This window comes from Streptomyces sp. TRM70350, from assembly GCF_019219825.1.
Taxonomy (GTDB): domain Bacteria; phylum Actinomycetota; class Actinomycetes; order Streptomycetales; family Streptomycetaceae; genus Streptomyces.
In genome coordinates, this window is record NZ_JAHUXH010000006.1 from 219,310 (window position 1) to 239,457 (window position 20,148).

At 75.4% G+C, this 20,148-nt stretch carries 19 protein-coding genes and 1 pseudogene; 10 read left to right on the forward strand and 10 right to left on the reverse strand.

Going from position 1 to position 20,148, the window contains the following annotated elements; genetic code table 11:
- The first annotated feature begins 225 nt into the window (after nt 1-225).
- From KWI83_RS12445 to KWI83_RS12480, 8 genes are all read left to right on the forward strand, one after another.
- Nucleotides 226-1,317, forward strand: coding sequence for a glycosyltransferase family 2 protein (locus tag KWI83_RS12445; protein WP_218514384.1), 1,092 nt, complete (start codon nt 226-228; stop codon nt 1,315-1,317).
- Entirely contained in the window at nt 1,314-1,946 is a 633-nt protein-coding gene (locus KWI83_RS12450; protein WP_218514385.1) for an HAD-IIIA family hydrolase, read from the forward strand. Before KWI83_RS12445 ends, KWI83_RS12450 begins: the two co-directional genes overlap by 4 nt.
- The gene (locus KWI83_RS12455) at nt 1,943-3,109 is read left to right on the forward strand and encodes a glycosyltransferase family 9 protein (RefSeq protein ID WP_218514386.1); all 1,167 of its coding nucleotides are present in this window, start codon (nt 1,943-1,945) and stop codon (nt 3,107-3,109) included. Before KWI83_RS12450 ends, KWI83_RS12455 begins: the two co-directional genes overlap by 4 nt.
- Nucleotides 3,106-4,071 carry a glycosyltransferase gene (locus KWI83_RS12460; RefSeq protein WP_218514387.1) on the forward strand — a complete coding sequence of 322 codons (966 nt, stop codon included), beginning with the start codon at nt 3,106-3,108 and terminating at the stop codon, nt 4,069-4,071. The genes KWI83_RS12455 and KWI83_RS12460 overlap by 4 nt, the downstream gene beginning before the upstream one ends.
- The gene (locus KWI83_RS12465; RefSeq protein WP_218514388.1) at nt 4,068-5,339 is read left to right on the forward strand and encodes a glycosyltransferase; all 1,272 of its coding nucleotides are present in this window, start codon (nt 4,068-4,070) and stop codon (nt 5,337-5,339) included. Before KWI83_RS12460 ends, KWI83_RS12465 begins: the two co-directional genes overlap by 4 nt.
- Before the next feature lie 131 nt (nt 5,340-5,470).
- Nucleotides 5,471-6,133 carry an SIS domain-containing protein gene (locus KWI83_RS12470; protein WP_374106296.1) on the forward strand — a complete coding sequence of 221 codons (663 nt, stop codon included), beginning with the start codon at nt 5,471-5,473 and terminating at the stop codon, nt 6,131-6,133.
- Complete coding sequence (gene rfaE2, locus KWI83_RS12475; protein WP_218514389.1) at nt 6,130-7,539, forward strand: D-glycero-beta-D-manno-heptose 1-phosphate adenylyltransferase; 1,410 nt, start codon at nt 6,130-6,132, stop codon at nt 7,537-7,539. The genes KWI83_RS12470 and rfaE2 overlap by 4 nt, the downstream gene beginning before the upstream one ends.
- The gene (locus tag KWI83_RS12480) at nt 7,536-8,552 is read left to right on the forward strand and encodes a glycosyltransferase family 9 protein (protein WP_218514390.1); all 1,017 of its coding nucleotides are present in this window, start codon (nt 7,536-7,538) and stop codon (nt 8,550-8,552) included. The genes rfaE2 and KWI83_RS12480 overlap by 4 nt, the downstream gene beginning before the upstream one ends.
- Nucleotides 8,553-8,563: 11 nt before the next feature.
- On the opposite strand, the gene KWI83_RS12485 is transcribed toward KWI83_RS12480, so the two are convergent.
- Nucleotides 8,564-9,832 (reverse strand): MFS transporter, encoded by a 1,269-nt coding sequence (locus KWI83_RS12485; protein WP_218514391.1) that lies wholly within the window; start codon nt 9,830-9,832, stop codon nt 8,564-8,566.
- A 375-nt stretch (nt 9,833-10,207) separates the two neighbouring features.
- Here KWI83_RS12485 and KWI83_RS12490 point away from each other — a divergent pair, with 375 nt between their 5' ends.
- Nucleotides 10,208-10,402, forward strand: coding sequence for a DUF2795 domain-containing protein (locus KWI83_RS12490; RefSeq protein ID WP_218514392.1), 195 nt, complete (start codon nt 10,208-10,210; stop codon nt 10,400-10,402).
- A gap of 61 nt (nt 10,403-10,463) precedes the next feature.
- Here the strand turns inward: KWI83_RS12490 and KWI83_RS12495 are convergent, their stop codons facing one another.
- The 4 genes from KWI83_RS12495 to KWI83_RS12510 form a co-directional block, all read right to left on the reverse strand.
- Complete coding sequence (locus KWI83_RS12495; protein ID WP_218514393.1) at nt 10,464-11,378, reverse strand: glycosyltransferase family 2 protein; 915 nt, start codon at nt 11,376-11,378, stop codon at nt 10,464-10,466.
- The gene (locus KWI83_RS12500; RefSeq protein WP_218514535.1) at nt 11,375-12,283 is read right to left on the reverse strand and encodes a glycosyltransferase family 2 protein; all 909 of its coding nucleotides are present in this window, start codon (nt 12,281-12,283) and stop codon (nt 11,375-11,377) included. Before KWI83_RS12500 ends, KWI83_RS12495 begins: the two co-directional genes overlap by 4 nt.
- A gap of 122 nt (nt 12,284-12,405) precedes the next feature.
- The gene (locus KWI83_RS12505; protein WP_218514394.1) at nt 12,406-13,326 is read right to left on the reverse strand and encodes a glycosyltransferase family 9 protein; all 921 of its coding nucleotides are present in this window, start codon (nt 13,324-13,326) and stop codon (nt 12,406-12,408) included.
- A 114-nt stretch (nt 13,327-13,440) separates the two neighbouring features.
- Nucleotides 13,441-14,520 (reverse strand): NAD-dependent epimerase/dehydratase family protein, encoded by a 1,080-nt coding sequence (locus tag KWI83_RS12510; protein WP_256362139.1) that lies wholly within the window; start codon nt 14,518-14,520, stop codon nt 13,441-13,443.
- Between the two features lie 663 nt (nt 14,521-15,183).
- Between KWI83_RS12510 and KWI83_RS40255 the strand changes: the two are divergent.
- Nucleotides 15,184-15,363 (forward strand): annotated as a pseudogene (locus tag KWI83_RS40255) (phosphodiester glycosidase family protein); the annotation flags it as partial.
- A gap of 90 nt (nt 15,364-15,453) precedes the next feature.
- Here the strand turns inward: KWI83_RS40255 and KWI83_RS12520 are convergent.
- The 5 genes from KWI83_RS12520 to KWI83_RS12540 all read right to left on the reverse strand — a co-directional run bounded on the left by KWI83_RS12520 (nt 15,454) and on the right by KWI83_RS12540 (nt 20,072).
- The gene (locus KWI83_RS12520; protein WP_141310211.1) at nt 15,454-15,648 is read right to left on the reverse strand and encodes a hypothetical protein; all 195 of its coding nucleotides are present in this window, start codon (nt 15,646-15,648) and stop codon (nt 15,454-15,456) included.
- 128 nt (nt 15,649-15,776) lie between these two features.
- Nucleotides 15,777-16,640: a phosphatidylinositol-specific phospholipase C/glycerophosphodiester phosphodiesterase family protein gene (locus KWI83_RS12525; protein ID WP_218514395.1), complete on the reverse strand. Its 864-nt coding sequence runs from the start codon at nt 16,638-16,640 to the stop codon at nt 15,777-15,779.
- Nucleotides 16,641-16,846: 206 nt separating this feature from the next.
- Nucleotides 16,847-17,932 (reverse strand): acyl-CoA dehydrogenase family protein, encoded by a 1,086-nt coding sequence (locus KWI83_RS12530; protein WP_218514396.1) that lies wholly within the window; start codon nt 17,930-17,932, stop codon nt 16,847-16,849.
- Complete coding sequence (locus KWI83_RS12535; protein ID WP_218514397.1) at nt 17,929-19,110, reverse strand: acyl-CoA dehydrogenase family protein; 1,182 nt, start codon at nt 19,108-19,110, stop codon at nt 17,929-17,931. The genes KWI83_RS12530 and KWI83_RS12535 overlap by 4 nt, the downstream gene beginning before the upstream one ends.
- On the reverse strand, nt 19,107-20,072 hold the full coding sequence (locus KWI83_RS12540; protein ID WP_218514398.1) for an NADPH:quinone oxidoreductase family protein: 966 nt from the start codon (nt 20,070-20,072) through the stop codon (nt 19,107-19,109). Before KWI83_RS12540 ends, KWI83_RS12535 begins: the two co-directional genes overlap by 4 nt.
- Nucleotides 20,073-20,148 lie beyond the last annotated feature (76 nt).

A 20,148-nucleotide genomic window follows, 5' to 3' on the forward strand; every position in this document is an offset into this window, starting at 1 on the left:
ACGACACCTGCGGGGCTCCGTGCCGGAGACCACGCCGTGGGCGGCGCACGGAGTACGGCGACGGCAGGACCCCACGTCTCGGGCGGCACCCGCCGGGGCCGTCCACCAGCCAGCCGCCGACGAATGGCCCCACCGCCGCCCCGATGGCCCAAGGGCCCCGTCCGCCGCCCATGCCGCCCCCATCGCGCACACCGAGCACCCCGAGCACGCCCCCCGGAGGCCCCGATGACCCAGGCAGCACCGTCGGCCGCCACCGCATCCGAGTACGCCGACGACGCCTACGCGGTGGTGATCCCCACCCTGGGCCGCCCCAGCCTGACCGCCTGCCTGCGCGCCCTGGCCCGCTCCGGCGGCCCCCGCCCCGTGCGGCTGGTCCTCGTCGACGACCGCCCCGACGCCTCGGTGGCCGCGCTCACGGACGAGGTCCCCGAGCAGCTGCGCCCGCTCACCACGGTCGTCCGGGGCGGCGCCCGGGGTCCCGCCGCCGCCCGCAACGCCGGATGGCGGGCGGCGGGACGCGTGCCCTGGATCGTCTTCCTGGACGACGACGTGGTGCCCAGCCCCTCCTGGGGCGAGGACCTGGCCCTCGACCTGGCCGGGGCGACGTACCGGACGGGCGCGGTCACCGCGCGGATCGACGTCCCGCTGCCGACGGACCGCCGCCCCACCGACTGGGAGCGCAACACCGCCGGACTCGCCACCGCCCGCTGGATCACGGCCGACATGGCCTACCGCCGGGCGGCCCTGGAGGCGGTCGGCGGCTTCGACGAACGCTTCCGGCGAGCCTTCCGGGAGGACGCGGACCTGGCCCTGCGGGTGCTCGCGGCGGGCTGGACGGTGGCGGCCGGGTGCCGCCGTACCACGCATCCGGTGCGGCCCGCCGACCGCTGGGTCTCGGTACGGCTCCAGGCGGGCAACGCGGACGACGTGCTGATGACCCGGCTGCACGGGCGGACGTGGTGGGGCCGGGCGGGGGCGCCGCGCGGGCGGCTGCCCCGGCATCTGGCACTGACCGGGGCGGCGGTGACGGCCGTGGCCTGCGCGGCCCTGGGCCGACGCCGCGCGGCATCGGCGTGCGCCGGGCTGTGGCTGGCCGGGACGGCCGAGTTCGCGCTGGCCCGGATCGTGCCGGGGCCGCGTACCCGCGACGAGGTGGTCACGATGGCGCTGACCAGCGTCGCCATCCCGCCCGCCGCCGTCTGGCACTGGCTGCGCGGGCAGATCGTGCACCGGAACGCGCCGCCCGTCACCGCCCACGAATCCGGTGAGCCGCCGAGGCCCACGCGGGCGCCGGACCGGGAGCGGGTGCCCTCATGACGCCGCTCACGACGCCCCGCGAGCCGCGCCGGGCACCGGGACCGCGACCGTGGCTGTTCGACGGTCCTCCGCAGGCCGTGCCCGGCGGCTTCCCGGCTGCTGTCCTGTTCGACCGGGACGGCACCCTCGTCGTCGACGTCCCCTACAACGGTGACCCGGCACGGGTCGTGCCGATGCCGACGGCCCGGGAAGCCGTCGACGCGCTCCGGGCGCGGGGCATCCCCGTCGGCGTGGTGAGCAATCAGTCCGGCGTCGCCCGGGGCATGTTGACGTACCGCCAGGTGGCGGCCGTGCGGCGGCGGGTGGAGGAGCTGCTCGGCCCGTTCGGGGTGTGGGCGGTCTGCCCGCACGGCCCGGACGACGGCTGCGGCTGCCGCAAGCCCGCGCCGGGTCTGGTGCTGGCCGCGTGCGAACGGCTCGGCGCCCCGGCGGACCGCACGGTCGTCATCGGCGACATCGGGGCCGACGTGACCGCCGCCCGCGCCGCCGGCGCCCGGGGCGTGCTGGTGCCGACCCCGGTGACCCGCCCCGAGGAGACCGCCGAGGCCGAGGCCACCGCCCCCGACCTGCGCACGGCGGTCCGCCTCGCGCTGGCCCCGGCACCCGATCTCGTCCCGGGAGAGTCATGACGGCCGATTCCCGAACCCTGCCCCGCTCGCTGGTCGTACGCCTGGACAGCGCCGGCGACGTCCTGCTGGCCGGGCCCGCCGTGCGGGCCGTGGCCGCCGGATCGTCGTACACGGCGCTGCTGTGCGGGCCGCAAGGGGCGAGCGCGGGACGGCTGTTGCCGGGCGTGGACGAGGTCCTGGTGCACGACGCGCCGTGGGTGGGGCTGGAACCGGCGCCGGTCTCCCGGCAGGCGACCCGGCGGTTGCTGGACGCGCTGGCGGCCCGTCGCTTCGACCGGGCCCTGGTGCTGGTGTCGTACCACCAGAGCCCGCTGCCGGCCGCCCTGCTGCTGAAGCTGGCGGGCGTCGGCTGGACGGCGGCCGATAGCGAGGACTACCCGGGGGCCCTGCTCGACCTGCGCCACCACCGGCAGGCGCACCGGCACGAGGTGCTCGCGGCCCTGGAGCTGGCCCGGGACGCGGGGTTCGCGCTGCCGCCGGGCGACGACGGCACGCTGCGCATCACGCCCCCACCGGACATGACCCACCTGACCGGTTCCGAGCCGTATGTGGTGCTGCATCCCGGCGCCGCCGTGCCCGCGCGGGCGTGGAGCCCCGAGCGGGCGGCCCGGGCGTCGGCCGCGCTGTCCGCCGCCGGGTACCGCGTCGTGGTCACCGGCGGCCCCGGGGAGCGGGAGCTGACGGCCCGGGTGGCCGGGGCGCACGCTCTCGACCTGGGCGGGGTCACCCATTTGGAGCAATTGGCCGGGGTGCTCGCCGGGGCGCGGGTCGCGGTGGTCGGCAACACCGGTCCCGCGCATCTGGCCGCCGCCGTCGGCACACCGGTGGTGTCCCTGTTCGCGCCGGTGGTACCGGCGGAGCGCTGGCGGCCGTACGGCGTGCCGCACGTGCTGCTGGGGGACCAGGAGGCCGCCTGCGCGGGCACCCGGGCGCGGAACTGCCCCACGCCGGGCCACCCCTGTCTCGACGGGATCGGCGACGCGGAAGTGCTGGCCGCGGTCACCGCACTCTGCGCAAACCAACCAGTTGGGATGAATGACTTCAAGCAGACAAGGAAGACGAAGCGGGCGGGCCCTGTGGTGGACCAGGGCCCGTCGCCCAGGCCCGCCGCCCCGTACGGACCGGGCGGCAGGGCCGAAACGGAACGAGGAGCGTCCAAATGAACATCCTGTTGTGGCATGTGCACGGCTCCTGGACGACGGCGTTCGTCCAGGGACCGCACACCTACCTCGTTCCTGTCACCCCGGACCGCGACGCGGACGGCCTCGGCCGCGCCCGCACGTTCACCTGGCCCCCTTCGGTGCGGGAGCTGACGCCCGCCCAGCTGCGGGACGCGGAGGTGGACCTGGTGGTCCTCCAGCGCCCGCACGAGATGGGGCTGGCCGAACGCTGGCTGGGCGGCCGGCGGCCGGGCCGTGACCTGCCCGCCGTCTACCTTGAGCACAACGCGCCGGACGGCGACGTGCCCACGACCCGGCACCCCTTCGCCGACCGCGACGACCTCACCCTGGTGCACGTCACCCACTTCAACCGCCTGTTCTGGGACTGCGGCAGCACCCGCACCGAGGTGATCGAGCACGGCATCGTCGACCCGGGCCACCTGTACACCGGTCGCCTTCCCCGCGCGGCCGTCGTCGTCAACGAACCGGTGCGGCGCGGCCGTTACACCGGTACCGACCTGCTGCCCCAACTGGCCCGCGCCGCCCCACTGGACGTGTTCGGCATGCGCACCGAGGGCCTCGCCGACCACCTCGACCTGCCGGAGGAGCGCTGCCGCTCCGCCGACCTGCCGCAGAGCGCACTCCACGCGGCCATGGCCGAACGCCGGCTGTATCTGCACCCGGTGCGCTGGACGTCCCTCGGTCTGTCGCTCCTTGAGGCCATGCACCTGGGCATGCCGGTCGTGGCGCTCGCCACCACGGAGGCGGTCGAGGCGGTCCCGCCGGACGCGGGCACGCTGTCCACCCGCCCCGACGTGCTGGCCCGGGCCGCCCGGCGCTACCTCGAAGAACCCGGGGCCGCCGCCGAGGACGGCGCCCGCGCGCGTCAGGCGGCCCTCGAACGGTACGGGCTCAAGCGCTTCCTGGACGACTGGGAGCGCCTGCTGACGGAGGTGCGCTCATGACGTCATCGGTCGGATCCCTGCCGCACACCCACCTCGACGCCGACGGGCCGGGCTCGCTCTCCATCGCGCTCGTCTCCGAACACGCCAGCCCGCTGGCCGCGCTGGGCGGAGTCGACGCGGGCGGGCAGAACGTCCACGTGGCCTGCCTCGCGAGCGCGCTGGCCGACCGGGGCCACCGCGTGACCGTGCACACCCGCCGCGACGATCCCGACCTGCCCGACACCGTGCCCCTGCGCGACGGGGTGGAGGTGCACCACGTTCCCGCGGGACCGGCGCAGCCCATACCCAAGGACGAACTGCTGCCCCACATGGGCGACTTCGCCCGCCATCTGACCCGCGTCTGGCGGCGTCGGCCCCCCGACCTCGTGCACTCCCACTTCTGGATGTCGGGACTCGCCTCGCTGCGCGCGGTGCGCCCGCTGGACCTGCCCCTGCTGCACACCTACCACGCGCTGGGCACGGTGAAGCGGCGCCACCAGCAGCTCGCGGACACCAGCCCGCCGCAGCGGATCGGCCACGAGACGGACGTCGGCCTCGGCTGCGACCGGGTCGTCGCCACCTGCCGCGACGAGGTCCACGAGCTGTCCCGGATGGGCATCCCGGCCGACAAGGTCAGCGTCGTACCGTGCGGCGTCGACACCGAACTGTTCACGCCCCGGGGCCCGGCCGCGAAGCGCCGGACCCAGCGCTACCGGCTGCTCCAGCTGGGCCGCCTCGTGCCCCGTAAGGGCGCGGCGGTCTCCGTCGCCGCGCTGGCCCGGCTGCCGGACACCGAACTCCTCATCGTCGGCGGCCCTGCGAAGGACCGGCTCGACGAGGACCCGGAGGTACGGCGCCTGCGTGACCTCGCCCGCCGGGCCGGGGTCGCCGACCGGGTCCACTTCACCGGCGGGGTGCCCAGCCGCCAGGTGCCCGCGCTGCTGCGCGGCTCCGACGTGGTGCTGTGCCCGGCCGACTACGAGCCCTTCGGCATCGTGCCGCTGGAGGCGATGGCCTGCGGCCGGCCGGTCGTCGCCAGCGCGGTGGGCGGCCACCTCGACACCGTCGCCGACCCGGCCACCGGACGGCTGGTGCCGCCCCGCGACCCCGAGGCGCTGGCCCGGGCCGTCGCCGATCTGCTGGCCCGGCCCGAGGCGCGGGAGGCGTGCGGCGCGGCCGGGCGCCGTCGCGCGCTGCGCCGCTACGGCTGGAACCGCGTCGCGGCCGAGACGGAGGCGGTGTACTGCGCCGTCCTGGAGGCCCGCCACGCCGTGACGGAGGTGGTGTGAGCCATCGACGCCCGCCGGTCCGGGCGGACCGCCCGGCCTTCGACAGCGTTCCGACCCATCGCACAGCACCGACGCCCGAAGGAGGTGCGGGTCCGGCCGCCGTCCCGTGCGACGCGGTACGCCCGACCAGCATGAGCGAACTCTCCGCAACCCCCGCGTCATCCATGTCCCCCGCTCCTGCCGCGCTGGAGGCCGCGCAGGGACACTGCCGGTCCCTGGAGCAGGCGCTGGTCCGGCTGCGCCGGGACGGGCTGGGCCGGATAGCCGACTGGGGCGGCCGGCTCGCCGCCGTCCTGCCCTCCGGCGGCCGCCTGCTGGCCGCGGGCAACGGCGGCAGCGCCGCCCAGGCCCAGCACCTGACCGCCGAACTCGTGGGCCGGTACCGCAGGGAGCGGCCCGCCTACTCCGCCATCTCCCTGCACGCCGAGACCTCCAGCCTCACCGCGCTCGGCAACGACTACGGCTTCGACCAGGTGTACGCCCGTCAGGTGGCCGCCCACGGCCGGCCCGGGGACGTCCTCGTGCTGCTGTCCACCTCGGGCCGCAGCGCCAACCTGATCAGCGCGGCCGTGACCGGCCGGGCGGCGGGGCTGCGGGTGTGGGCGATGACCGGGCCGCGGCCCAACCCGCTCGCCGAGGCCGCCGACGAGGCACTGTGCATCGACGCCGACACCGCGGCGACCGTCCAGGAGGCCCATCTGGTCGCCGTGCACCTGCTGTGCGAGGCGTTCGACGCGGCGCTCGCCCCCCGTGCCGCGTCCCGTGCCGTCGCCGCCCACGGGAGGGCGTCGTGACGGGGCCGAAGCCGCTGGTGGTCGTCGGGGACGTGCTGCTGGACGAGGACATCGAGGGCGTCGCCACCCGCCTGGCCCCCGACGCGCCCGCGCCGGTCGTCGACGTCACCCAGGACCGCACGCATCCCGGCGGAGCGGGTCTGGCCGCCGCGCTGGCCGCCCGGGGCGGGCGTGAGGTGGTCCTGGTGACCGCGCTCGGCGACGACGAGGCGAGCGAGGCGGTACGCCGTGAACTGCGCGGCCGGGTCCGGCTGGTGGAGATTCCGCTGACCGGCAGCCTGCCGGTGAAGACCCGGGTGCTGGCGGGCGGACGCCCGCTGGTGCGCATCGACCGGGGCGGCGGCACCCCGGGCGAACCCGACGACGCGGTGCGGGAGGCGCTCGCGCAGGCCCACGCCGTGCTCGTCGCGGACTACGGGCGGCACACGGCGAGCGCCGTCCGGCAGCATCTGGCCGCGGCCGTGCCGCGTACCCCGCTGGTGTGGGACCCGCACCCGAAGGGCGAGGAGCCCGTCCCGGGAGCGCGGCTGGTCACCCCGAACGTGGCGGAGGCGTGCGCCCTGTGTCCCTCCGGAGCATCCGAGGGCTCGGGAGGCCCAAGGAGCGACTCCCTGCGCGCCCACGCCGAGCGCGGGATGGCGCTCGCGGAGCGCTGGCAGGCGGCGGGCGTCGCGGTGACGCTCGGCGACCGGGGGGTCCTGCTGGCCCGGCCGGGCGACGGTACGCCGATGCTGATCCCGCCGCCCTACCGGGCCACCGGGGACCCGTGCGGCGCCGGTGACTGCTTCGCCGCCGCGACCGCCGCCGCGCTGGCGGACGGCGCGCTCCCGGAGGAGGCCCTCCAGCGGGCGGTGGCCGAAGCGGCCGCCTTCGTGTCGGAGGGCGGGGCGGGAAACCCGGCGCTGTGGCGCACCGTCCCCGCCTCCACCGCCACCGAGGCGCCCAGCACCGATCCCTTTGCCCTCGCCGAGCAGGTCCGGGCGCGCGGCGGAACGGTGGTGGCCACCGGCGGCTGCTTCGACCTGCTGCACGCCGGTCACGTCGGCCTGCTGGACAGCGCCCGCGGCATCGGCGACTGCCTCATCGTGTGCGTCAACTCGGACGCCTCCGTCGCCCGCCTCAAGGGACCGGGACGCCCGCTCAACCCGGTGGCGGACCGCGTCCGCGTCCTGCAGGCCCTGGGCAGCGTCGACGCCGTCGCCGTCTTCGACGAGGACACTCCGGAGGAGGTCCTCGCCCGGCTGCGGCCCGACGTGTGGGTGAAGGGCGGCGACTACTCCGTCCAGGACCTGCCCGAGGCCGAGACCCTGCGCGCGTGGGGCGGACAGGCGGTGGTCCTGCCCTACCTGGACGGCCGGTCCACGACCCTGCTGGCCCGCCGCGCGGCCCGCGCCGCCGCCCCGTGACCGCCCGACCGGCCCCCCGGGTGCTGGTGCTGCGCGCCCTCGGCCTGGGCGATCTGCTGACCGCGGTGCCCGCGCTCCGGGCGCTGCGCCGCCACCTCCCCGGCCACGAGCTGGTCCTGGCAGCCCCGCCACGGCTGTCCGGGCCGGTCGCCGCCACCGGCCTGGTGGACCGGCTGCTGCCCACGTCCGCCCCCGGCCGGGAGGTGCCCACCGCCCTGCCCTGGACGGGCCCCGCCCCCGAACTCGCCGTGGACCTGCACGGCAACGGCCCGCCGAGCCACCTGCTGCTCCAACGCCTGCGCCCGCACCGCCTGTTCGCCTACGCGCACCCGGACACGCCGGACATCGCCGGGCCCGTCTGGCGGGAGGACGAGCACGAACGGGACCGCTGGTGCCGCCTGTTGCGCTGGTACGACATCCCGGCCGACCCTCTGGACCTGCGGATCCCGGCGCCCTCGACGCCCTCCCCCGCGCCGGGCGCCGTGGTCGTGCATCCCGGCGCGGACGCCCCCGCCCGCTGCTGGCCGAGAAAACGGTTCGCGGCCGTGGCCCGGGAACTGCGCCGGTCCGGTCACGACGTCGTGGTGACCGCCGGGGCCGGGGAGGGCGCGCCGGCCGCGTACGTGGCGACGGAGGCCGGGCTGCCGCCGACGGCGGTCCTCGGCGGCGCCGGTGACGTGCCGTTCGACCAGCTGGCCGCGCTCGTCGCGGAGGCTCGTTGCGTGGTGGTCGGCGACACCGGACTGGCCCATCTCGCCACGGCGCTGGGCACCTGCTCGGTCGTCCTCTTCGGCCCGGTCGCCCCTCGGCTGTGGGGCCCGCCGCCCGACCCGCGCCACCGGGTGCTGTGGCATCCCGGGGCGGACGACTCGGCCCGCCCCGGCGACGCCCACGGCCGGGTGCCGGACGCCCGGCTGCTGCGGATCGGCGTGCAGGAGGTCGTCGAGGCGGTGCGGGCGGTGACGGGGGGTGTCGGGGACACCGCGCCGGTTCTCGGGTCGGTACGCCCCTGACGTTCGGCCCCTCAGGCGGCCGTGCTCAGCTCCGGCTGCGGTGCCGTGCCGTCGCGCTCCCCCGTCCGCACGGGCACCGGCGTCGCCGTGCGGCGTCCCCGCAGCAGGTACCCCGCCCCGAGGACACCGGCGATGACCACGCCGCCGATCACCAGGGCACCCCGGGCCCCGGCGCATTCCATCAGCAGGCCCAGCAGCGGCGGACCGGCGAGGGCCCAGGCGGTGCTGATGCTGCCCCAGACGCCGAGGACGCGGCCGCGCATGTGGGCGGGCGGGTCGGTCTGCAGGACGGTCGTGCCGGCGGTGTCGGAGACGGACTCCACGACGGCCATGGGCAGCACGAGCACGAGCAGGACGGCGATGGACGGCGACAGTCCCGCCGCCGCCTGGAGCAGCGCGCCGGTGGCGGCCAGGGCGCCCACCAGCCGCACCGAGGGCTTGCGCAGCCGCGCGCCGAGCACCGCGCCGAGGATGCCGCCGACGGCGAGGACGGTGGAGACGGTGCCGAAGGCGCCGGCGTCGGCCGCGAGCGGGCCGGTGACGAGGACGGCGAGGGTCAGGCCGTAGTTCCGGCCGAAGATCGCGCTGATTCCGGTGACGCCCGCGAGGGCGACCAGCCGGGGGCGGCGCACGAAGTAGGCGAGGCCCTGCCGCACGGTCATGTCCGGCGCGGCCGGCCGCTTGGGGGGCGCCTCGGCGCCCCGCTGGGCGGGGATGACGTAGGTGACCGCTCCGGCGGCGGGGCGCAGGAACGGGACGACGGAGGCGACGAAGAGGAACGACAGCCCGTTGGCCGCGTAGGCGGCGGCCGTGCCGAGGAAGCCGACGGCGACACCGGCGAGCGCGGTACCGGCGAGCCGGCCCGCACTGTGCACCAGCGAACCGACCCCGATGGCGGAGGGCACGTCCGCGGTGGGGACGAGGTCGTTGCCCAGCAGGGCGCAGGCGGGTCCGTCGACCGTGGCGATGGTCCCGGTGACGGCGGCCAGCACCAGCAGGACGGTCAGGTCGAGCCGGTCGGTGGCCACCAGCACGGCCGTCACGAGGGCGACGACGCCGAGCAGCGCCTGGCTGACGAAGGCGGTGAGCTTCCGGGGCCAGCGGTCCACGGCGGCACCGCCCGCGAGGCTCACCAGCAGTGCGGGCGCGGCCTGCACGGACACGGACAGCCCGGTGGCGGCGGCCGACCCGGTGATCTGCAGCACCAGCAGGTTCTGCACCGTGAGCTGCATCCAGGTACCGGCGTTCGAGACGAAGTTCGCCAGTGACCACCAGCGCATGCTGCGGTACTTCAGGGAGCGCCACGGCGAGCGGGAGCCGGCGGCAGGAGGCAGGTCGGAATCAGGTGACGTAGGCACAGGAGTACTCGGAGGCAGGCCGCGGCAGGCGCGAAGGTGGTCAGGCTGAGCTGGGAACACCGGCTGCGCTGCGCGGTCGCTCCACCTGGATCTGGGCGCCGCCCATCGTGGCAGACGGGACCTTCGAGTCCGGACCGGCGCCCTGCCCGCGGGAAGATCCACAAACGGCGATCGGCCGATGCACCTGGGGGTTTGCTCCCGCCTGTGCACTTGCTCACAGGATCATGCGCCGATCGCGTTATGCGACGCAGGTCACGGGAACGCGGGGAGTCGAAACCCCACCACAGTGGAGGAGTCATGGCTGGTATCAGCCCCCCTGATCTGCAGAAGGCCCTGTCCGGTGCGGAGTACCCGGCCGATCGCGAGCAGCTCGTCAAGGTCGCCCGGAAGAATCACGCGCCCAAGGAGGTCACCGAGCGGATCGAGCACCTCGGCAAGAAGAAATACGAGAACCCGGCCGAGGTCAGCAAGGCCGTCTTCAAGAACGAGTGACACACGGCCCTCGCGGCGGCCGGGCTCTCACGCCCGGCCGCCGCGGTCGCGAGCGGGCGGTTCAGCCGACGTACCTGCGCGCGGGCGAGGACCGGCGCGCCCGCTCCAGGGCCACCAGGCGGGCTTCGAGGTCGGCCGGGACGGGATCGCGCTGCTTCAGCACCCACGGCAGCCCGGCGGCCGCCAGCGCGAAGGCCCGTACGGACGCCCGGTCCCGGGGGACGGTGCGCAGCAGGTAGCCGGTGCGGCGCAGGGCCGACCGCCAGGGGCGGCGCAGCCAGGTGAACCACAGGGTGTTGCGCAGGCCGAGCACGCGCCGGTCGGTGCTGTCGCGGACCGGTGACGCGGCGTGGTGGATGGTCAGTTCCGGTACGTAGCTCAGCCAGTGCCCCCGCCGCAGCAGATCCGTGGCCAGCAGTTCCTCCTCCCCGCCGATCCACAGCCCGGCGTGGAAGCCGCCCACCTCCCGGAAGGCGTCGACGCGCATCACCGTCGCGGCGGCGAGGAACGAGCCGAGGGCGGGGCCGGGCAGCCAGTCGGGGCCGGTGAGGGGCGAGTCGCGGAGCTCGGCGACCACGGGGTCCTCCGCCCCGGACGGCTCGACGACGATACGGGCGGTGACGGCCGCCAGCGCGGGGTGGGCGTCGAGGAGGTCCGCCGCCCGCCGCAAGGAGCCGGGCTCCCACCAGGTGTCGTCGTCGCAGAAGGCCACGTACGGCGTCCGCACGTGCCGTATCGCGAGGTTCCGCCCGACCGCGCCCAGGTTCCGTCCCGGGCGCAGCAGCAGTACGTCCGGAAAGTCCCGGGCGACGGCCTCGGCGGTGCCGTCGCGGGAGCCGTTGTCGGTGACCACGATCCGGGGTCGCTCGGGGAGGTCCCGCATGAGGCGCAGGGTGCGCAGCAGTTCGGTACGGCGGTCGCGGGTGATGACCACGACCGTCGTCCGGGGGTCCGGGGCCTGCCCGTGGGCGCTCACCGGGCCGCCCGTTCCAGCAGCCGGGCCGCGTGTTCGACGCGGTCGGGCAGCCTCTCGCGGTGCCGCAGCGCCGCGGGGAGCCGGGCGAGGGTGCCGCGCAGGGCCGCCCGGGCCTCCCGATCGCCACGGGCCGCGGCGGCGCAGAGGGGGGCGGTGTGCCGCAGGGCGACCGGGAGGGGGCGGCGCAGCCAGTCGGTGAGCAGGGCGTTGCGCAGGTGCAGGGCCGAGCGGCCGGGGCGCTCGCCCGGGTCGGGGTGGTGCAGGGCCGTCACCGAGGGCACATGGCTCACGCCCCAGCCCCGGGCCGCCAGATCGTAGGCGAGCAGGGTCTCCTCGCCGCCGAAGAACAGCACCGGGTGGTAGCCGCCGGCTTCCAGGAACGCCCGGCGCCGGACCACCGCCGCGCATGCGAGGAAGCCCAGGACCGGGCGGCCGGGCAGGTCCTCGGCGGGCGGCAGCGGCGAGTCGGCGAGCACGGAGTTCAGCGGGTCCTCGGTGGCGTCCGGACCGACCAGGGTCCGCGCGGCCAGCAGGCCCAGGCGTGGATGGGCGTCGAGGACGTCGGCCGCTGCGTCCAGGGCGCCCGGCGCCCACCACGAGTCGTCGTCGCTGAAGGCCACGTACGGCGTCGTGGCGTGCCGCACCGCGAGATTGCGGCCCAGCGCACCGGTGTTGCGCCCGGCGGCCAGGACGCGTGCCCCCACCGGGTGGTCCCGTACCGCGTCCACCGTGCCGTCGGAGGAGCCGTTGTCCACGACGACGACCTCGGGGCGCTCGGGCAGCGCGGCCAGCCGGTCCAGGGTGCGCAGCAGGCTCGGGCGCCGGTTACGGGTGATCATCGCGACGGTGACCCGGCTGGAGCGCCGGTCGGCCACGGCGGGCCGGGAGACGACGACTTCGGCCATGGGCTCCTCCAGGTGGGTGTCCGGAACGGCGGTGGCAGCGGGCCACCCCGCGAACGCGTACCGCCGGACGTGCGGCGAAAACCTCACATGATCTCCCGCACGCTCAGTCACGCAGGCACACGTCACGCGTTGACCAGCTTCCGCACGGCGCTCGCCACGTCCTGTGCGGTGACGTCGTCCCGGCCTAGCAGCACGGCGGGCACGCGGTAGGGGCCCCGGTGTTCGGGCGGCGGCACCGGCGGGACGAGCGAGACGACCGGCGTGCCGTTGGCCGCGGCGAGGTGGACCGCGCCGCAGGCCCCGGCCACGACGACGTCGGCGGCCCGCAGGACGCCGGACAGCCGCCGCGCGTCGGTACGGCCCCCGAGGTCGACCGCCGTGCTGCCGCTGACGTACCGGGTCAGCGCGGTCTCCTGCGGACCGCCGGTGACGACGACACGGTGTCCGGCGTCGACGAGCAGCGCGACCGCCTCCGCGCAGCGGTCCGGTGCCCAGGCCGCCCCGTCCGAGGATCCGGCTCCGGGGTGGACGACGACGTAGGGGCCGTTGCCGGTGAGCCCCACGGTGTCCGGCGGGGGCAGCACACGCAGCCGTCCGTCGTCCCCGGCCCTCGGGGCGAAGCCCATGGCCGCAGCCGTGTCGAGGGCCGCCTCGACGTCGTGCCGCCCGGGCGGGCGCTCCGAGTCGAGCCCGTCGGCGCCGGTACGGAAGACCTGTGCCCGGCGCAGCAGACCCACGGCGGGCAGCGGGCTCTGCCCGTAGGGGGCGAGGACCAGCGCCACGTCGAAGGCCTCCGCGCGCAGGCGCCGGAGGAGCGCGTCGTCGCCGTCCTGGCCGCCCGGCGGCTCCGCAGCGCCGTCGGACTCGGCGGCCGCCTCCCGGACGAGTACGGCGTCGACGTGCGGCAGGAGCCCGGCGGCGGGCGCACCGCCAGGCTCGCACAGCATGGTCACGTGGTCGGCCCGGGCGGCGACGGCACGCACGGCGGGTCCGGCCAGCAGCACCCCGCCGAAGCCGTCGAGACGCACGACGAGGGCCTTCACCGCGACCGCTCCCCCGGCCCTCGAACCCGCTCCCCCGGCCCTCGGCCCCGCTTCTTCGGCACACAGCCCCGCTTCTTCGGCACACAGCCCCGCTCCTGAGGCACCCGGCCCCGGTCACCAGCAGCACGCATGCCGGGCACCTCCCTCAGGCCACGGCAGGGGGCCGCCCGTCCTCTCGCACGGGCCCGCGCCCGGTCGCAGCCCGGCGAAGTGGGCGATCGTCCGCTTGAACCCTTCTTCCCAGGACACCTTGGGCATCCAGCCGAACAGCTCGCAGGCGAAGGACGGATCGGGCCGCCGCCGGGCGGGATCGGACCCGTCAGCCGTGCCGAACTCCAGGCCCGCGCGGGAGCCGGTCAGGTCGATCACCCGGCGGGCGATCTCCTGGACGGTCGTCTCGTCCCCGCCCCCGATGTCGACGGGCCGGACGGACCGACTCGCGGCCACCCGCAGCACACCGTCGACCACGTCGTCGACGTAGCACAGGGAGCGGGCGCCGGTGCCGTCGTCCTCGACGATCACCGGCCCGCCCGCCAGCGCCTGCTCGGCGAGGGCCGGGATCGACTGAGGGTCGTCCGCCCGCATCCGGGGGCCGTAGGTGTCGAAGAGACGCACGATCCCGGCGTCCGTGCCGTGAGCGGTGGCGTACGCGGCGGTCAGGGCCTCGGAGAAGCGCTTGGCGACGTCGTACACCGCGCACGGTCCGTCCGGACCGGCCTCACGCAACGCCTCCTCCGGCTCGGGAGCCCCCAGAGGGTCCCCGCGCACCCGGCCCGCCGAGGCGAGCAGGAACCGCGCTCCGGCCCGGCCCGCGACGGCCAGGGCGTTGCGGGTGCCGACTCCGGCGGCGTCCAGCGCGTCCAGCGGGCGGTCCCGGCAGTCGGCCGGTGAGGCGGGGCCCGCGCAGTGCAGGACCAGGTCGTAGGGGTGGCCGGTCACGGCGTCCGGGAAGCCGGGGTCCGCCACGTCGAGTTCCAGGAACCGGAAGCCCGGACGGCCGGTGAGGTGGCGCACGTTGTCCACCGACCCCGACGACAGGTTGTCCACGCAGTCGACGCCGACACCGCTGTCGAGCAGGTGTTCGCACAAATGCGAGCCCAGGAATCCGGCACCGCCGGTCACCACGGCCCGCTCCCAGCCGGGCCGCGTCGTCGCCGTGGCCGTCGCCGTCGCGGAGAACGTCATCGTCGTCATCAGCAACCTTCCTTCCGCCGATGAGGCCGAAGACCCCTTACCGAAGCCCTGATATGCGCCACTCCCGGCGACAGCGGCCCGAGTGCCCAACCGGTCCGCTTTCATACTCGGCCGCCCGCCACGGCGGTGCCACACGGGGCTGCGTTTGACAAAGCGGCCCATGTGCTCCTGCCGCTCCGCCCACCGCCGGAACTCCCGGCTCCCCGTTCTCCCGCCCGTTCTCGCGCGGTCGCTCCCGCTCACCCCTTCGGACACTGCCGTCTGGTGGGCTTCCCCCGCGTCCTGGGAAAGTTGACGGGGCCTCACCGGCCCGCGCCGCTTCGGACGGGCCCCGGTCGCGCCGGGCGTCGTCTATCGGGCGTTCGACATCCAGGCGGCCAAGGGGCACCCAGCACCCGGGCGTCGCCGCGACCGGCGCGAGCGTCGGACCGGTGATCGTGCGCGGCAAGGCGCTGAAGGCGGCGGTCTGGAACGGCCAGTGATTCGGCCCTGCGCTGCGCCGGGCGCGAGCACCAAGGACGTCATGGGCGTCGGGACCTACCGGCGGGCCCGGCTGGACAGCCTCGCGCTGCGAGGGTCGGTCACCACACCGGAGGGACAGCTGCCGCTCGGCGGCCTCAACCAGTTCGCGGTGAGCAGTCCGTGCAGGTACGGCACCGGTTGGTGCGCGCGGCGTCCCGGATCCCGTACCGCTTCGCCCTGGGCGGCTACCCGGTCCTGAAGGGCGGACAGCCGCTGCCCGGCCCGGACGACCGGACGGCGGCGGTGCGCACCGCCGTGGGCCTCGTGGACGGCGGGCGGCGCGTGCTGCTGCTCGCGGTGTTCGGCGCCCCCGAGCACCGCACCGGCCTGACGATCGACGAGGTGGCGGACACCATGCGGCAGCTGGGCCCGGTGCAGGCGCACCTGACGCTCAGGATGACCACGCGGACCTCACGGTCGCAGACCGCTCACCATGTCGGCCGTGGCCGTGAGGCCGCTGTGAATGGTCGGCGCGATGCTCGAACCCGCGAGGTAGAAGCCGAGCAGCAGGCAGACGATCGCGTGCGTGGGCTTGAGCCCCCCGTTGCGCACGAAGATCACCGCCAGGATGAACAGCAGCAGCACCACAGAGATGGAAATGGCCATCGTCAACCTCCTCCGCCACGTCCGCTTCGCGGCGTTCGGCCGCAAGTGTGGCGTAGCGGAGGGTTCCTCCGGGGGGCTGACCTGTCCCCCGAAAGTGTGGTGTTCGTAGGCCTACGGACGTGCGAGGGCTACGCCCGCTCGTGGGCGTCCAGGAACGCCTCCAGCCCGAGCAGGTCGTCGGTGTTGATGAAGTCGACGTCCGCGGCGAGCAGCTCCGTCCACAGCGCGTGCCGTTCGGGCCCGGCCACGTCCGGCGTGGCCCAGAACCGCACCTTCTGCCCGCGTGAGTGCGCCGCCCGCATGATGCTCCGCAGCTTCTGCCGCTCGGCCGCCGGGAACTCGCCCGCGCCCCGCCAGGTGAAGTTCAGCGTCCAGTTGTCGCTGATCAGCGGGATGAAGGAGGCGGGCGCTGAGCTGCCGAGGTCGGCCAGCCGGCCGTCGTAGAAGGCCCGGCGCACCTTCTGCGCCTCCATCGGCACGCGCGCCGCACGGTCGCCGGAGACGACGGCGGTGACCGGGCCGGGGAAGACCTTGCCGTGGGCGTACGTGGTGAACAGGTGCCGGTAGCGGCGCAGGTGGCGGTCGAGTTCGAGGTAGGTCGAGGCGCCCTCGGTCTTGATGTCGATCAGCAGCTGGAGCGAGCCGCGGTGGCCGCGGTACACCGAGCCGCGGTGGGCCTTCACGCGGGCGGCGAGGGTGTCGAGGTAGAGGGACTCCAGCGTGCGGGCCGGGTCGAGGTCCTCGGGGTCGTGGGCGACGAGGAGCTGGTCGCCGACGAGATGGATGTCGGCCTCGACGCTGCCGAAGCGGTGGTCGAGGGTGTCGAGGAGCGGCCGGGGGTGCTCGTAGTCGTTGTGCGCGTGGGCGCGCCACAGCGGCCGCGGGGAGCGCTTCCGGTCGTCCGCCAGCGCGCTCGCGCCGGGCAGGGCGACCGCACCCGCGAGGGCGGCGCCAAGGGTGGTGAGGGCTCTGCGACGGGTGGTGAGGGCCATGCTCTGCCTCCCTGGTGGGCGGGTCGGAACCCCAGCGAGTATGAGGTTCCGACCCGCTCAACCGGCAGGTGGGAGCAGGGGAGTTGGCCGGACCGCCGCCGTGAATTCACTTCACCGCACTACGGCACACCGAAAAGCCCGCCCCGGGTGGGACGGGCTTTCCTCCGGGTTCCCGCGCGCTTCGGCCGCGCGTTTCCGGGTGTACGTCAGGAGGCCTGAAGGTCCATCAGTTCGGCCAGCGCGGCACGGTGGGCGCCCGCGGTGCCGTACGCTATGGAGTCCGCCTTGGCCCGCTTCAGATACAGATGCACCGGGTGTTCCCAGGTCATCCCGATGCCGCCGTGCAGTTGCAGCGCCTCCTCGGCGGCGCGCACGGCCACGGGCGCGGCATACGCCTGGGCCACCGCGACCGACACGTCGACGTCCTCGCCGGTCGCCAGCGCGTCCGCCGCGCCACGTGCGGCGGCCCGCAGGTGGACGACCTCCAGCCACAGCTGGGCCAGCCGGTGCTTGAGCGCCTGGAACCCGCCGACGGGCCGGTTGAACTGCTTGCGCTCCTTCAGATAGCGCACGGTCTCGGTCAGTGACCAGTCGGCGAGGCCCAGTTGCTCCGACGCCAGCAGCCCGGCCGCCGCCCGCAGGGCCCGTCGTACGGCGGGCTCGGCGGCGCCCACCCGACGCCCCGCCGCACCCTGAAGAACGACCCGCGCCACGGGCCGCGTCAGGTCCATCGACACCTGCGGCACCACCGTCACGGCGTCGGCCTCCACGGCGTACAACCCGCCGTCGTCGGCGGGCACGAGCAGCACGTCGGCGGCCGAGGCGTCCGCGACGCCGGTCAGCTCCCCGTGCAGGAGCCCGTCTTCGCGTCGTACGACGGGGAAGGCGGCCCCCGGTGCGAGGTGCAGGCCGACGGCGAGGACGCCGATGGTCCGGCCCGACGCCAGCCGGGTGAGCAGCTCGCCGGAGCCTTCGCAGGCCAGCAGCGCCTCGGTGGCGACGACGGCGCTCGTCAGATACGGCACCGGCGCGACCGCCCGCCCCAGCTCCTCCAGGACGACGGCGACTTCGCGGTGCGAGGCACCCTGCCCGCCCCGGTCCTCCGGCACCAGCAGTCCCGCCAGGCCCATGGAGTCGGTGAGGAGCTTCCACAGCTCCCTGTCGTGCGGGGTGCCGGACTCGCTGCGGGCGATCACGTCGGGTGCGCCGCAGTGGTCGGTGAGCAGGTCCCGGACGGCGGCGCGGAGGGCCTCTTCCTCCTCCGAGTAGAGCAGATCGGGCTGTGTGCTCATCGGGCCAGGTCCTTCCAGGCGACGTCCTTGTCGGTGCGCGGCTCGGCGGGCAGTCCGAGGACGCGTTCGGCGACGATGTTCAGCAGGACCTCGCTGGTCCCGCCCTCGATGCTGTTGCCCTTGGAGCGGAGGTAGCGGTAGCCGGCGTCGCGGCCGGTGAAGTCCACGAGCTCGGGGCGGCGCATGGTCCAGTCGTCGTACAGGAGCCCCTCCTCGCCCAGGAGTTCGACCTCCAGGCCGCTGATCTCCTGGTTGAGCCGGGCGAAGGCGAGCTTCATGCCGGAGCCCTCGGGTCCGGGCTGGCCCGCGACGAGCTGCTGGCGCAGCCGTTCGCCGGTGAGCCGGGCGACCTCGGCCTCGACCCACAGCTTCAGGAGCCGCTGGTGGAGGTCGTGGGTGCGCAGATCGGGGCGTTCGCGCCAGGTCTTGGCGACCGGTCCGATCATGCCGCCCTCGCGGGGCAGTCGCATGCCGCCGATGGCGACGCGTTCGTTGTTCAGCGTGGTCTGCGCGACCCGCCAGCCGTCGCCGACCTCGCCGAGGCGGCGCGCGTCGGGGATCCGGACGTCGGTCAGGAACACCTCGTTGAACTCGGCCTCGCCGGTGATCTGGCGCAGCGGCCGGACCTCGACACCGGGGTCGGTCATGTCGCAGATGAAGTAGGTGATGCCCTGGTGCTTGGGCACGTCCGGGTCGGTGCGGGCGATGAGGATGGCCCAGCGGGCCAGATGCGCGCTGGACGTCCACACCTTCTGCCCGTTGACGATCCAGTCGTCGCCCTCCCGGACGGCCCGGGTGCCCAGCGCGGCCAGGTCGGACCCGGCGCCCGGCTCACTGAACAGCTGGCACCAGACCTCCTCCCCCACCCACAGCGGCCGCAGGTACCGGCGCTTCTGCTCCTCGGTGCCGTAGCGCAGGATCGTCGGCGCGGCCATGCCCAGGCCGATGCCGATCCGCCGCGGGTCGTTGTCCGGCGCGCCCGCGGCCTCCAGCTCGGCGTCCACGATCGCCTGGAGCGAGCGCGGGGCGCCGAGTCCGCCGAGTCCCTCGGGGTAGTGCACCCAGGCGAGCCCGGCGTCGAAGCGGGCCCTGAGGAAGTCGAGCCGGTCCGTCGACGCGGGCGGACACGCGGCCAGCAGCTCCTGGGTGCGGCGGCGCAGATCAGCGGCGTCGGTCATGCTGCCTCCTCCATGACAACGGCGATCCGGCCGGTGGTGAGGCCGTCCGCCACCTTCTGCACCGCCGCCGCGGCGCCGCTCAGCGGCACCCGCTCGCTCACCAGCGGCTTGATCGCGCCCCGGGCGGCCTGTTCGGTGAGCTGCTCGTGGCAGTGCTGGACCAGCTTGGGGTTCTTGGTGTTGTACAGGCCCCAGTGCAGGCCGAGGATCGAGTAGTTCTTGACCAGGGCGTGGTTGAGCGCGGGGCTCGGGATCGTGCCGCCGGCGAAGCCGACGACCACGATCCGGCCCTCGAAGGCGACCGTCTTGGCGGACTGCGTGTACGCCTCGCCGCCCACGGGGTCGTAGATCACGTCGGCGCCCCGGCCGCCGGTGGCCTCCTTCACGGCCGCGACGACATCGGTGGCACGCCGGTCGATCACGACGTCGCAGCCCAGCTCACGCGCGACGGCGGCCTTCTCCGCGCCGCCCACGACGCCGATGACCGTCGCCCCCGCCGCCTTCCCGAGCTGCACGGCCGCGCTGCCGACCCCTCCGGCGGCAGCGTGGACCAGCAGCGTCTCACCGGCTTCCAACCCGGCCCGGCGGTGCAGGCCGAACCAGCCGGTCTGGTAGCCGATGTGCAGGGCGGCGGCCTCGGCGTCGTCCAGCGCGTCGGGCGCGGGCAGCAGGGCGGCGGCGTCGGCGACGGCGTACTCGGCGAAGCCGCCGTACGGCAGCGCCGGATTGGCGATCACGCGGCGGCCGTCCTCGGTCTCGCCGCAGATCTCCACGCCGGGCGTGAAGGGCAGCGAGGGCCGGACCTGGTACTGGCCCCGGCACAGCAGGGCGTCGGGGAAGTTGATGTTCGCGGCCCGCACCTTCAGCAGCACCTGGCCGTCGCCGGGCGTCGGCGACGCCACGTCCTTCAGGCGCATCACCTCGCTCGGCTCGCCGTTCTCGTGCACCTGCCATGCCTGCATGCGGGGCCTCCACGGGGGACTGCGTCGTCTGACCGGGTCTCACCGCATACTAAGCGGTCGCTTGCCCGTCAGGGAA